Origin of the sequence: Paenibacillus sp. FSL H3-0302, from assembly GCF_037982245.1 — a bacterium.
Taxonomy (GTDB): Bacteria; Bacillota; Bacilli; order Paenibacillales; family Paenibacillaceae; genus Paenibacillus_AQ; species Paenibacillus_AQ odorifer.
This window is the reverse complement of the sequence record NZ_CP150284.1, coordinates 6,196,568-6,210,155: the sequence shown is the minus strand read 5'-3', so window position 1 is coordinate 6,210,155 and position 13,588 is coordinate 6,196,568. Positions and strand designations below refer to the sequence as shown.

At 44.9% G+C, this 13,588-nt stretch carries 10 protein-coding genes; 6 read left to right on the top strand and 4 right to left on the bottom strand.

The genetic code is table 11. From position 1 onward, the window contains the following. Positions 1-46 precede the first annotated feature (46 nt). The 4 genes from MHH50_RS27530 to MHH50_RS27515 all read right to left on the bottom strand — a co-directional run bounded on the left by MHH50_RS27530 (position 47) and on the right by MHH50_RS27515 (position 5,177). Positions 47-1,357, bottom strand: coding sequence for an MBL fold metallo-hydrolase (locus MHH50_RS27530; protein ID WP_076307203.1), 1,311 nt, complete (start codon positions 1,355-1,357; stop codon positions 47-49). Then, positions 1,354-3,033, bottom strand: coding sequence for an iron ABC transporter permease (locus MHH50_RS27525; RefSeq protein ID WP_076193939.1), 1,680 nt, complete (start codon positions 3,031-3,033; stop codon positions 1,354-1,356). Before MHH50_RS27525 ends, MHH50_RS27530 begins: the two co-directional genes overlap by 4 nt. Positions 3,034-3,038: 5 nt before the next feature. Continuing rightward, positions 3,039-4,118, bottom strand: a complete 1,080-nt coding sequence (locus tag MHH50_RS27520) for an ABC transporter substrate-binding protein (protein WP_076307214.1) — start codon at positions 4,116-4,118, stop codon at positions 3,039-3,041. A 90-nt stretch (positions 4,119-4,208) separates the two neighbouring features. Continuing rightward, positions 4,209-5,177, bottom strand: coding sequence for an ABC transporter ATP-binding protein (locus MHH50_RS27515; RefSeq protein ID WP_340033718.1), 969 nt, complete (start codon positions 5,175-5,177; stop codon positions 4,209-4,211). Positions 5,178-5,342: 165 nt separating this feature from the next. On the opposite strand from MHH50_RS27515, the gene MHH50_RS27510 reads away from it, so the two are divergent. From MHH50_RS27510 to MHH50_RS27485, 6 genes are all read left to right on the top strand, one after another. After that, on the top strand, positions 5,343-6,236 hold the full coding sequence (locus MHH50_RS27510) for a LysR family transcriptional regulator (RefSeq protein ID WP_076129777.1): 894 nt from the start codon (positions 5,343-5,345) through the stop codon (positions 6,234-6,236). Positions 6,237-6,470: 234 nt separating this feature from the next. Then, positions 6,471-9,263 carry a phosphoenolpyruvate carboxylase gene (gene ppc / locus MHH50_RS27505; RefSeq protein ID WP_076282706.1) on the top strand — a complete coding sequence of 931 codons (2,793 nt, stop codon included), beginning with the start codon at positions 6,471-6,473 and terminating at the stop codon, positions 9,261-9,263. A gap of 513 nt (positions 9,264-9,776) precedes the next feature. After that, a complete protein-coding gene (sigW, locus tag MHH50_RS27500; RefSeq protein WP_036681288.1) occupies positions 9,777-10,343 on the top strand; it encodes an RNA polymerase sigma factor SigW in 567 nt (188 codons plus the stop codon). Positions 10,344-10,464: 121 nt separating this feature from the next. After that, on the top strand, positions 10,465-11,079 hold the full coding sequence (locus MHH50_RS27495; protein ID WP_036681404.1) for a zf-HC2 domain-containing protein: 615 nt from the start codon (positions 10,465-10,467) through the stop codon (positions 11,077-11,079). A gap of 214 nt (positions 11,080-11,293) precedes the next feature. Next, positions 11,294-12,124 carry a diadenylate cyclase CdaA gene (cdaA, locus tag MHH50_RS27490; protein WP_036681290.1) on the top strand — a complete coding sequence of 277 codons (831 nt, stop codon included), beginning with the start codon at positions 11,294-11,296 and terminating at the stop codon, positions 12,122-12,124. Further along, positions 12,117-13,577 carry a CdaR family protein gene (locus tag MHH50_RS27485; RefSeq protein WP_081388384.1) on the top strand — a complete coding sequence of 487 codons (1,461 nt, stop codon included), beginning with the start codon at positions 12,117-12,119 and terminating at the stop codon, positions 13,575-13,577. Before cdaA ends, MHH50_RS27485 begins: the two co-directional genes overlap by 8 nt. Positions 13,578-13,588 lie beyond the last annotated feature (11 nt).

The following is a 13,588-nucleotide window of genomic DNA, read 5'->3' as shown; positions in this document are numbered from 1 at the left end:
GAGGAAGAGCCCCATTGTTTTTCTCATGATATTACATAAATAAGTTTCAGAACGAAAGCGTGCTGCCGGGTTGTAAAGAATATAGTCCTGTGAAACCTTCTCCTTTTAATATAGAAGCTACTTGGTCGATATGTGGTTTGGGAGCATGGACGAGCACTGTCCGGTGGCTGGGAATCGTTTGGAGCATTTTGCGAATGTCCGGCAAGCCTTGATGGACTTTATAGCGGATAAGTGAGACTGTACAGCGTACGCTGCTAGATTCTCCGATCATAGCTTGCTCAACAAGACGATGTCCAAAGCTTCCCGCCGCTAAATGTCCCGTAAAAATCACATGGTTGTCAGGAGAAACAGAGAGTTGCTGAAAGTATTCTTGTGCTTTTGCTGACTGCATCATCCCGTCATTGGTAAATACGATAGCGCCCTTAAGATTCAGCATTGCCTTCGCGCGTTCGTCCGAATTAGATACAACACACAAGTTTTTTCTGTTAAAAAGCGCATTTACGCGCTGAATAGCGTCCTCTTTCAGCCATTCCACCTTGTCGCTTAATGCTCGTAAAGGAGCGACGAGTGCTTCTTCAACGATCAATTGATGATCTGGAAAACATTCATTTGCCCATACGATCAATTCCTGGCTTCTGCCATGGATAGGCACGGGAAGGAGAACAGAACCCCCTTTTTGCAAGGTGTTGTGGATGGCTATCTCTAATTGCTGTAATTTTACAAGCTGCTCATCAGGATCTGCCCCATAAGCGGCATCGATAATGGACAGATCAGCCACATTTTTAGCTTCGGCTTCCATAATTGCTGGTGTGTCTGCCGTGAGCAGCTGCGATTCCTCCGAATAATCCCCCGAGAAAAATACAGTCTTGCCCTCCCATTCTAGGGCCAACCAAACCGAACCTGCTAAATGCCCGCTACGTCCCCATTGAACTCGAAGGTTAGGCGCAAGCGTCAGCCAAGTGTGAGGGGAGACATACTCCTCTAAATACATGAATTGAATAGCTTTTTTATCCGTTTCCTCATAGGGGAGCGGGGCGGATTGAGCCGCCACATATTTATCCCAGGCCTCGAAATAATCAGGAAGCTGTAATGAGGTAGATCTAGTAGTCCATACCTTACCTCTGTATCCGTGTTTATAAAGTAAGGGCAGCGCTATGGAATGATCCTCATGCGCATGAGACAGAAATACTGCCTGCAAATGTGGAATAATATCCGTATCAAGTAGGGGGTATTCACCGGGGCCTTCTTTTTTTACGCCACAATCGAGCAGGATGCCATTTCGTGAATCCTTGCCCTGCAAAAGATAGGAGGAACGGCCATGCTCTCCGGCCCCTCCCCAAATCGTTAGTGTGCTCATTGTTGTCTCCGCTTTCTATCTGGGCTTAAATATTCTAAGACTAATAGTAATAAGGTAGTGATGCCTACAGAGATTACAGCCATGGCCATCCCCATGGCTACCGCACCTTGTTCAAACTGGGCAAAAATATAGGTTGCCGAGGTCTGCATTGAAGGTGGCAGAATGAGTAATGAGGCTACCAGTTCCCGATTAGAAATGGTGAAAGTCATCATCCAGCCAGCCACCATCCCCGGAAGGATGAGGGGAAGCAGGATACGGCGGAACACATACAGCTTACTACCTCCGAATACTTGTCCCGCTTGCATCAGAGAGGAATCGATTTGCCCATAGCTTGCTTTTACATACTGAACAGTATAAGGAAGGAAAAGTACGACATAAGTCAGTACAACCATCCAGTAGGTATTATAGAGCGGGATAGGCATCCAGCGGGCATTCCACAGCAGAATTAGCCCTACTACAATTACAATTCCAGGGACTGTATTTGGAAGCAAGCTGAATAAATCTGTAATTTTCTGCTTGAATGTAGCCCCTTTTCCTACCGTTAAGGCAAACCAAGTCCCGAGAATAACAGCGATACTGGAAGCAACGATAGCTAATGTAAAGCTATTTAATAAGGCCTCTAGTCCTTGCGAACCCGGGGATAACAGCTCTGCATAATGTTTTAAGGTTAGATTGCTCCAGGATACACCTTCTCCCCGAAGCTTCAATAATGAGGCTGTTATGATAGAGAAATAAGGAATGCCGATGGATGCCAGAAGCAATAGAAGAACATAACCCCAGCTAAGAAACCCTACGATTCCTGTACTCTTATAACGTTTAGTACGAGTTCCTTTTCCACCGATCAGACGGTAAGAGTAGCGGCTGCTAATTATAGTTTGGATGTACCACATGACAAGACAAACTCCGAGCAGCAAGGAGGCTAGTGAAGTAGCCTTACCAAAATCAATCGGCCAACTGGAGATATATTTATGGATCTCAGAGGTCAGCACGTAAAAGCCGATCCTGCGGCCAAAGGTCGCAGGGGTACCGAATTCAGCAATGGTTTTGACGAAGATGAGCAGTGCTCCAAGCCCATAGCTAGAGAGCAGTAAAGGAATAATCACTCTTTTAAATCTGTAAAAGAAGGGGGCGCCGTGAACAGAGGCTGCTTCCTCCAGATTGCCCCCGATCTGCAAAAGCGCATTGCGCAGCAGCAGGTACAGGAAGGGAAACAGGTGAAGGCTCATGATCAGCACCATACCCCCATAGCTAAAGAAATATGGTGTCAACACGGAGGAGGAGGGCAGAAACTGCTCCATATACCCACCCGTCTGCATAAACAACATCCAGCCCATAGAACCAATGTAAGGCGGCGTCATAAATGGAATTAACAGCACGACATCCAGCCAGTTGTGGCGCCCTAAGTCGGTTTTTGCCATAATCCAGGCTAGAGGTAGCGCAAACAAAGTAGTTAGCAGAATGACGCTTACCCCAAGCCCGATAGAATTCAGCAGCACCTCTACTAGGTCATTGCTCCCCATAATGGTTCGTAGTGGTGCGGCTATGTCGAGATGCTCCTCTGGATAAATACTGGTCCAGAAAATGAGCAGGAGTGGCAGCAGCACGATCACGGTTAGTATAAATAAAGCCAGTCCACCGCTCACCCATTTAAATGAGCGCAAAGAGTTAGTATTCATTACGCTTATTTAAAAATTTGTGTGAAGGTCGAGGAAACTTCATCGCTGTGCTCATTCATCCATTCCCAATTCACATCAAATGTTTTGATTTCTTCAAGATTGGCACGATTTTCTGCCTTCACGTCAGTTCTGCCTGGCAGCAAATAGGCTTTGGCAACAAGGGCTTGTGCTTCATCGGAGAGCAGGTAGTCGATAAAAGCCTTAGCGTTATCTACATTTGGGCTTGTCTTAATGATCGCAGCCGGACGAGGGCTGATTACAGTTCCTTCAGCAGGATAGACGATATCCACAGGTTCTCCGTCAGCTTTTGCTTTATAAGCCATGTAATCTACGCCAGCAGCAACGACGGATTTAGCACCGGTAATCACCGGATCAAGTGCCTCTTGATTGGCGCCTGCCATAGCTACTTCATTGCTTTTATATTGTTTAAAAAGTTCCCAGCCACTGTCCCCCTTAGCACTTAAATACCCAGTCATGAAATCAAGAGCCGAGCCGGAAAGTGAAGGATCAGGGATATTGACTGCACCCTTCCATTCCGCTTTGCTGAGGTCATCCCAGGAGGTCGGCGGTGAGCTTACTTTTTTAGTATTGTAGACAATACCGAGTGCGGATGCACTGTAACTGAAATAGTTACCTTCATCTATATCTGACCAATCGCTAACCAGCTTGTCTGCGTTAATCGCTTCTTTATATGGAAGTAATAATCCGTCGTTTTTCATTCCTTGCATGGACGGAAGAGAGGCGAGGACAACAACATCAACGACCGGATTGGATTTTTCTGCTTCCATGCGGGCAAGTATTTTTCCTGTAGTGCCTTGGAACATTTCAACCTTAACGCCAGTTTTGGCTTCAAAGCCGTCTTTGATTTTATTAGCTAAGCCTTCAGGGCCTGCACTGTAAACGACAAGATTGCCGCTTAGTGTCTTTTCTGTTGGTTGTGGGGCTTCAGTTTGCGTCGCCGCCGCAGTATCGGTTTGGTTGTTGCTTGCGTTAGCCGCAGGGGTGTTCGAGGAGCCGCAGCCCACTAAAGTAATACCAAGTGCAGTTGTTAGAAGAAGTGAACTTAACCCTTTTGTCTTTTTCATTTGATTCAATGTTATTGCCTCCCTAATATTGTTGTGTGCATCTTGCTGCATGGAACAGCATCATATAGAGCCATTCCATGCAGTGGACGCTTAATTCAGATGATGGATTTGGTGCTCTGAAGCGTACAGCTGAATCTTTTCCCCTACAGGTAGGCGCCGCTCATGATAAGCGGTCCAAGTCCCATTGTGCTCCATGTCCAGAATGATCTCATAGCGATCCCCCATATAACTCACATGCTGAATAGTCCCTGTAAAAAGAAGAGAGGAAGCATTCTCCTGAGACCAGCGTAAATGTTCTGGACGCAGCATCTGTTTATCCGGAACGATCCAGTTGGATTTACCAATAAAGTGGGCTACAAAAGGATGACTCGGTTTACGATAAATGTCCTCAGGAGATCCACTTTGTAAAATAGTACCACCTTGCATTACAACTACTTCATCTGACATAGACATCGCTTCGGTTTGATCATGCGTCACATACAGGGCTGTAATGCCCATGTTTTTTACCAAGGAGATTAACTCCAGCCTCATTTCATCTCGCAAGACCGCATCCAGCGCACTTAAGGGCTCATCGAATAATACAAGCTGAGGGCGCATGACTACGGCTCTGGCAAAAGCAACCCGCTGCTGTTGTCCACCAGACAACTGATGTGGAAAACGCAGCTCCAGCCCCTCCAGCTTGACCGATCGAAGCGCCTCCTGCACCCGAACCCGTAAATTCTTTTTTTGTTTGGAAGCTCGAAGGCCGAAGGCTACATTCTCGAACACAGTCAGATGCGGCCAGAGGGCGAAATCTTGAAAAACCATGCCAAAGTTACGGCGATGAATGGGGTGGCTAATTCTTTTGCTGCCTGAAAAAATAAACTCATCATCGATCAGAATTTCTCCTGCATCCGGTGTTTCCAGCCCAGCAATCAGACGGAGTAGTGTCGTCTTTCCACAACCTGAAGGACCGAGTAATGTCGTAAAGCTTCCAGCGGGAATCTTCAGATCTGCAGCTTTCAAGGCATGCACATCTCCGAATTTCTTTTCCAATCTGTGGATTGTAATTTCCTTCATTCTATCTACCTGCCTGTTCTTAAGCTTGTTCTTAGTGTAAAGGTAAAGAATTCCCGCTATATTTGCTGAATGTAACTGTGATATTAACTTTTTTGCCGATTTATTTTAACATTCATAGAATTCTTCTATGTTACCGTTTAGGAAAAGGCGAGGGAGTGGAAGAGAATGAACCTTAATCTAATGAAGCTGGAAATTGTAGAACTGCTGAATAAACATAAGAAAATTACCACGGTAGCAGATAAACTCGGACTAAAGCAGCCCACCGTTACGTATCATTTGAAGAATTTAGAGCAGCAATTGGGGGAGAAGTTATTTGAATCCAGAATGGATAAAATGATTCTTACGGAGAGTGGCAAAGCTTTTCTTCATTATGCGATCAAAATCAATGCGCTTGCTGCGGAAGCGGAGCGGGTGGTAAAAGAGTTCAGTCAGGCAGGTCGGGGGACGCTGAAAATTGGCGCCAGTTATGTTCCAGCTACTTATATTCTTCCACAAATATTGGGGCAGTTTGGCGAACAGCATCCGGGGATTACCATTTCTTTATCGGTTAAGCCTTCACCGGTGATCAAAGAAATGCTTGCCAGCCATGAGATTGATCTTGGTATTTTGTCTACGGAATCTTTTTATCTGCCTGATCTGCATACTCAAGCCTTATGTGAGGATGAGCTTGTCCTTGTTTTTGCACCTACACATGATTTTGCCGGATTTTCTAATTTAAACTCGGCGATGATTGCTTCAGCCAGCTTTATTTTACATGACAAGGAATCAAGCACACGCCAGTTGACGGATAAATGGTTTGAACGAGAGGGAAAAGAATCAAAACCGCATATTTTACTCGATTCACTGGAGGCAATTAAGCAATCGCTCATGAGTGGACAACATGTTTCATTTATTTCACGCCTTGCTGTGGAGGACGAGGTAGCCAGAGGAAGATTGCTAATGCGAGCCATTCCGGATTATAATTTTGAAAGACATATTTATTATTCGTATAACCGTGATCGCCATTATTCTCCTTTAATTGGGCTGTTCATTGACCAGCTCCGCACAATCCGAATATAAGCATACATAGAGAATATACGATAGAGCCATTATATATATGAAAGAATACATAAAATATAAGGACTGTATAAATTCAGAAATTGGTGTATAATCTTAGGTGCTGTGTCGCTTTACAGCACAAAAAAGTTGCAGATTTTCAAACGGTTTTATTGTATGATATGAGGAAGCTTTAATAGACGATATTTAGACAGACAAACTTAACACATTGATCCGGAAGAGAATGGGGGGAGCAGCATGACCGAACTTACGACTACCGTCAGCAAAAGCAACTCTAACAATCTGCTGCGACGGGACGTACGGTTCTTGGGGAACATTTTAGGAGAGGTCTTGGTTCACCAAGGCGGTAACGAACTGCTGGAGATCGTGGAGAAGATCCGCGAGACCAGTAAATCGCTACGCTCACTATTTTTACCTGAACTGCATAGTGAATTTAAGGAGTTAATCAATTCTTTGGATCCGGAGAACCGTCATCAGGTAATAAGAGCGTTCGCCATTTATTTTCAATTGGTGAATATTGCCGAACAGAACCACCGGATTCGCCGTAAACGTGACTATGAACGTTCAGCTGGGGAGACAGTACAACCCGGTTCTATAGAAAGCGCTATTCAAGAGCTTCGTGAACGTGATTTCTCTCATGAGGAAGTCAACGAGATTATTGAAGGATTGTCTCTGGAACTTGTAATGACGGCACATCCAACGGAAGCTATGCGCCGTGCGATTCTCGATATTCATAAACGGATATCCGATGATGTTATGGGTCTTGATAACCCTACCTTAACTTTCCGTGAACGTGAACAGCTTCGCGAGAAGTTATTGAATGAAGTGATTACGCTTTGGCAAACGGATGAGCTGCGTGACCGCAAGCCTACAGTACTCGATGAAGTGCGTAATGGAATGTATTATTTCCATGAGACGATTTTCCATGTATTGCCCGACGTGTATCAAGAGCTTGAACGCTGTCTGAGCAAATATTATCCAGGACAGAATTGGCATGTGCCAACCTACTTGCGTTTTGGATCATGGATTGGCGGAGACCGTGATGGTAACCCATCGGTAACCTCAACAGTCACTGCGCAGACTTTACGCATGCAGCGTAAGCTGGCCATTCGTGAATATCAGCGTATTATGCGTGAACTCATGAAATATCTAAGCTTTAGCACAAGTATTGTTAAAGTGACGCCTGAGCTCGCAGAATCCATCGAAGCTGATCGTCAGATCATTAACCTAGGCAAGATGGAAGAATGGCGCAATGACAATGAACCTTACCGTATTAAACTTAGCTACATGATCTCTAAGACACAAAATGTTTTGGATGATGAGAAAAAAGATACTCCTGAGCGTTATGCTACACCTGAGGAGTTCATAGATGATTTGAATGTCATTGACCGCAGTCTACGGCATCACTACGCCGACTATGTGGCCGATACTTATATTAAAAAGCTAATCCGCCAAGTGGAGCTGTTCGGATTCCATACGGCAACTCTTGACGTGCGTCAACACAGTCAAGAACATGAGAATGCCATGACAGAAATTTTGGCGAAGATGAACATTTCGCCGGATTACTCTAAATTGACGGAGATTGAGAAGATTGATCTGCTGGAGAAATTGCTGAATGATCCACGTCCGTTGACCTCTTCTTACCAGACTTATACTGAAAGTACAGAGGAGTGTCTGGCTGTTTACCGGACGATCTTCGCATCGCAGGAAGAGTACGGCAAACAATGTATCACCAGTTATCTGATCAGTATGGCTGAAGCTGCGAGTGACATTCTGGAGGTTATGGTCTTCGCCAAAGAGGTAGGACTATTCCGCAAGGATAACGACGGTACAGTTGTATGTACCCTGCAAGCTGTGCCACTTTTTGAAACGATTGATGACTTGCATGAAGCACCGCAAATTATGAACACACTGCTCAATATGCCGATCTACCGTGATGCGGTAAGAGCAATGAATGATTTGCAGGAAATCATGCTTGGATATTCAGATAGTAATAAAGATGGCGGCGTGGTTACTGCTAACTGGGAACTGCGTGTTGCCCTAAAAGAAATTACAGCGACAGCGGATAAGTTCGGAATCAAGCTGAAGTTCTTCCATGGTCGTGGTGGAGCGCTCGGCCGCGGGGGTATGCCACTTAACCGCAGTATTCTTGCTCAGCCTGCTTCGACAATTGGCGGCGGGATTAAGATTACCGAGCAGGGAGAAGTAATCTCCTCCCGTTACTCCATGCAAGGAATTGCTTACCGCAGTCTGGAGCAAGCGACATCTGCGCTTGTAACAGCAGCAATTAGTGCGAGAGTGCCACAAGCCGATCTTTATGAAGAGAAATGGGAAGAGATTGTTGCCCGTATTTCTGAGGTCTCGCTGAACAAATATCAGGATTTGATCTTCCGTGATCCGGATTTCCTGACTTATTTCAAAGAATCAACACCTCTGCCTGAGGTAGGAGAGCTTAATATCGGTTCCCGTCCTTCCAAACGGAAGAACAGCGATCGTTTTGAAGATCTGCGCGCAATTCCTTGGGTATTTGCATGGACACAAAGCCGTTATTTGCTCCCAGCCTGGTACGCTGCTGGAACCGGACTGCAGAGTTTCTATGAGGGTAAGGAAGAGAATCTGAAGATAATGCAACATATGTATGAGAACTTCTCATTCTTTACTACACTGATAGATACGCTGCAAATGGCTATTTCAAAAGCGGACTTGATCATTGCTAAGGAATACGCCAGCATGGGCAAGAACGAGGAAGCACGTCAACGGATCTTTGGCCAGATTGAAGATGAGTTTAATTTGACCTCTGAGCTAATCCTGAAGATTACAGGCCAGCAGGATATTCTGGATAACGTTCCTGTGATTCAAGAGTCGATCAGACTCCGCAATCCATACGTTGATCCGCTTAGCTACCTGCAGGTTCAATTGCTATCTGAGCTTAGAGCGCTCCGTGAAATTGATGGAGATGATAGCGAGTTGCTTCGCGAAGTATTGCTTACCATCAACGGCATTGCCGCCGGTCTTCGGAATACCGGCTGATATAGTCTTAACAACAAAAAGTCCGCCCTATTTGGGGCGGACTTTTTTTGCCTAATACAAGTTGTTGTGATCATAAACTGTATATTGCTGCTGTGAACTTTATTTGTTCCTAAATATTGGAGAGTCATACCCGATATTTCTTTATTACCCTACCCAAGTAACCGAGATGTAATCGGAGGTAATTAACGTGGCACTTATTACTTCGGTGATGGAGCAGCGTAGAGGATATTTGGAACTGTAGGAGCGCCAGCGTTCGCCTTTATCCTCAGATTTCGACCGCTATATGCGGTTTATAATCAGGAAATGTGAGGATAACAGCGACCGGAAGTCCAAATATTTCTCGGAGCTGCACTTAATCGCCTATACCAACTTGTCCAGTTTTTAACTCAGTTTACATAGAAGGTTACAATACAATCCTTGATTTTTACACAAACTTGAATTACGATTTAATTGCTTGTACCGTGGATATTTGCGAAGAAATACCAAGGGCGGCAAGTCTGGGGGAGTTAACAGGTGGAGAATTTGGAAGGCAGATTGACAAAGCTCGCCTTGAAGGGCGACCAAAGGGCATTTGCCGAGCTTGTGGAACTATATAAAGACAAAATATATCATTTAGCTTACAGGATGTTGAACAATCGCCATGAGGCGGAGGATATTGTTCAGGAGACCTTTTTGCGTGTGTATAGGAATTTGGATCGTTATGATGATAAACAGAAGTTCTCCACATGGATTTACCGGATTGGAACGAACCTCTGTATTGATAGATTGCGTAAACGAAAACCAACCTATTCGCTGGATGCTGAAATGAACGATCAGGAGGGCCTTGATGGCTATTCGTTGATTCCGAGCGACAATGTGACACCTGAGACCGAACTATTGCTCTCTGAGACGCAGGGGCTAATCTATGAAGCGATTGACAGTTTGCCTGTGAAATACAGGTCGGTGATGATTCTGAGATACCTGCAGGATCTGTCCCTTCAGGAGATTAGTGATGTCCTGGATATGCCCGTGACCACGATTAAGACGCGTGTACACCGAGGCCGTGAATTTTTGCGTAAAAAATTAGGCCCAAAAATGTAAAAATAGATTTTATTTATGAAACATCTTTTCGAGAGCGACGTATGTAAGTTAAGCAAGTCTTATGTGTCCTGACCCTTTGTCTTAGGATAATTAAATAGCACTCATGAAAGGATTGGCTCCTATGGAATGCAAACTGGCCGTCTCTATGATGCATGACTACTTGGATGACGACTTGCCCGAACAGCAGCAGAGGGAATTGAAGGAGCATCTTCTATCCTGTCCAGATTGCCGTGCAAAGTTTAAAGAATTGGAACAGACAGATATGTTGATGTTCTCCCTAATGCATCAGAATCCTGTAGCTTCAGATGATCTTGTGAGCCGGATAATGAGTTCATTGCCAAAGACTAAGAAAGAAAAAGCCTTTATTACCTGGATCAAGAGGCACCCTGCACTTACAGCGGCATCTCTATTCCTTGTCGTTATGCTGATGAGCACCGTAACTTTTTGGAGTCCAGACAGACAACTTGTAGTTAGAGGTGTTGATTTGGATCAAGTGGTCATCAAAGGGGATACTGTAATTGTACCTTCCGGCAAAATAATTACCGGGGACCTTACCATAGAGAACGGTAAAGCACAGGTATATGGAGAAGTGAACGGCAACGTGACAGTCATTGACGGATCTCTATATCAGGCTTCAACAGCTCATATTTCTGGGCAAGTCAAAAGCATAGACCAGGCAGTAAGCTGGTTCTGGTATAAAGTGACGAACATGTTCTCTGAAGTTGCCTACCGTTAATGCGGGCAGTGGTTACCTTGAGCAGGAATATTAATTAGCGCCTCTTTTTCCGGAAAGATGGCGCTTTTTTGTTTCCTTAAATTGGGTGGTTTCGGAAAGGATTGAGGGACTAAACTTGCAACTGAAGCCCGAACGTTATAACCTAGATATGATACAGAGCTAACAGACATTTTACATAAACCCAGCTAATTTGAAATGACGGGGGTTTTAGGCAATGAGTTATTTTACTGAGCTAACATGGAAAGATTCCATTAAAGATATAATTGATATCCTAATCGTCAGTTACATTATTTATAAAGTGCTTAATATGGTACGCGGGACGCGGGCGATTCAGCTTTTAAAAGGGATACTGGTTCTGGTCTTGATTTGGGCGGTAAGCACAATCTTGGACTTGTATACACTTAAATGGCTAATGAATCAAATGTTTACTTTCGGGGTCCTAGCTGTCTTTATCATTTTTCAGCCGGAACTACGAAGGGGACTGGAGCAGCTTGGACGGGGCAGATTTTTCGGACGGGCTGGAGAAAGTGACGAAGAGATCAGTAAGTTAATCGGCGAAGTGATTAAAGCCGTGAATTATTTATCTCGCAGAAAAATAGGGGCGTTAATCGTTTTTGAGCGGGAGACGGGGCTAAACGAATATACAGAGTCAGGTATACCCATGCGTTCCCTGGTCAGCTCCGAATTGCTTATTAACATCTTCATTCCCAATACACCTTTGCATGACGGAGCCCTTATTATGCAGGGAAATCAGATTGCTGCGGCTGCTTGTTACTTGCCTTTGTCCGAGAATCCTTTTATCAGCAAAGAACTGGGAACCCGGCATCGGGCTGCTATAGGAATAAGTGAGGTTGCGGACTCGGTGTCTGTCATTGTCTCGGAGGAGACAGGGCAGATTTCCCTTGCAATCAATGGCCAGATCGTTAGAGACATTAAGGAAGAATCCATGATATCGAAGCTCCATCAAGAGCTTAGTGTAAGTTCATCGCTGAAGGAGAAGGGTTCAACTTTCTGGAAACGGAAGGGGGACAAGAATCATGGATAAGTGGATGAATAATAACAATTTCAATAAGATTCTGGCCCTTGTGTTTGGGATCATTTTGTTTACGATGGTTCATGTCGATACTGCGCCTTCTGGACAGACAACAGTGGATATTAAAACAAAAACTATTGAGAATGTGAAGATTGAAGTGACCGGCCTTGACGAGGACAAATATGTCCTTGAACCCTTGGCTGTCGATAGTGTCAGTCTGGAGGTAGCGGGTAAAAATTCCGATATCTCCTTTCAGTTCTCGGATGACTATAAAGTGATGCTTGATCTGAGTAAGGTTGAACCTGGGGACACCACGTTGCCACTTTACTATAAACTACCCAAAGGTGTATCTCTAGTAAGAATGAATCCTAAAGAGGTTACTGTACATGTAGAACCGCGAAACACGAAGTCTTTTCCCATAACATTGGTTACAAAGGGAAAACCTGCAGCGGGCTATCAAATAGGCACGCCTGTCTTGCAGCCTACAGATACTGTAAAAGTGACACTTGCGGATAATGAACTAAGCAAGGTAGCCAAGATACAAGGGACTATTGAGCTTAACGGTGAGAACGAAACCTTTGTAGAAAAAAAGCTGAAGCTACACGCTTATGATAATAATGGAAATGAAATTAAAAATGCTGTAATTGAGCCTTCTACTGTATCTGTGGAATTGCCGATTACCTTACCTTTTAAGAGTGTGCCGCTGGAGATTGGCTTTACTGGGCAACTTCCAGATTCACTCGTATTATCCAAAGTGACCCCTGAGCAAGAAACGGTCGTAGTGTATGGACAAGCAGAGGCTTTAAAAGCTTTATCTGCTTATGAAGCTACAGTCGACCTTAGTGCAATAGATTCTGCGGGGACGAAACAAGTAAAGGTGGATCTGAAGGCACCGGCTGGAACGGAGAAAGTTATGCCAGAAGCTGTGAATGTTTCATTAACCATCTCAGAAATTGCTGAGCGGACCATTGAGGCGGTACCCATCAAGCTCCAAGGCGTGGGGGATGATTTGGAAGGAAGTATTGTTGATCCTTCAAGCAAGGAAATTGCGCTTACCTTAAAGGGTGCACCTGCTTTACTTGATCAACTAGATAAGAAAAATATAGGGGTTGTGGCTGATGTTAGCGGACTTTCAGCTGGAACTCACGAGGTTTCTTTGCGGGTATCATTACCCAAGTTCATCGCACTAGCCAATGCAGGGGTGCCACTTACTGTGACCGTGCAGCTGCTATCGCCTGCAGCACCAGTCCCTACGCCTCATCCAGATACGGGGGGTGTGACTACTCCTGAGCCGAGTTCTGAACCTGTTATAGGCGATGTGGAACCTACGGAGAAGCCCACGCATAGTGGAGAGGCTGGTGGAGCAACACCAACGCCTGTCCCGACGGATAGCAATCCGGAGAATAACGGCACAGCTAACACAAGTACGAATTCCGAGAATCCTGTAGGTACAGGCGGGACGTAATCTTTTGAGCC

Coding starts and splice junctions, on each gene's coding strand:
- MHH50_RS27530 (WP_076307203.1), bottom strand. CDS start 1,357: ATGAGCACACTAACGATTTGGGGAGGGGCCGGAGAGCATGGCCGTTCC.
- MHH50_RS27525 (WP_076193939.1), bottom strand. CDS start 3,033: ATGAATACTAACTCTTTGCGCTCATTTAAATGGGTGAGCGGTGGACTG.
- MHH50_RS27520 (WP_076307214.1), bottom strand. CDS start 4,118: ATGAAAAAGACAAAAGGGTTAAGTTCACTTCTTCTAACAACTGCACTT.
- MHH50_RS27515 (WP_340033718.1), bottom strand. CDS start 5,177: ATGAAGGAAATTACAATCCACAGATTGGAAAAGAAATTCGGAGATGTG.
- MHH50_RS27510 (WP_076129777.1), top strand. CDS start 5,343: ATGAACCTTAATCTAATGAAGCTGGAAATTGTAGAACTGCTGAATAAA.
- ppc (WP_076282706.1), top strand. CDS start 6,471: ATGACCGAACTTACGACTACCGTCAGCAAAAGCAACTCTAACAATCTG.
- MHH50_RS27495 (WP_036681404.1), top strand. CDS start 10,465: ATGGAATGCAAACTGGCCGTCTCTATGATGCATGACTACTTGGATGAC.
- cdaA (WP_036681290.1), top strand. CDS start 11,294: ATGAGTTATTTTACTGAGCTAACATGGAAAGATTCCATTAAAGATATA.
- MHH50_RS27485 (WP_081388384.1), top strand. CDS start 12,117: ATGGATAAGTGGATGAATAATAACAATTTCAATAAGATTCTGGCCCTT.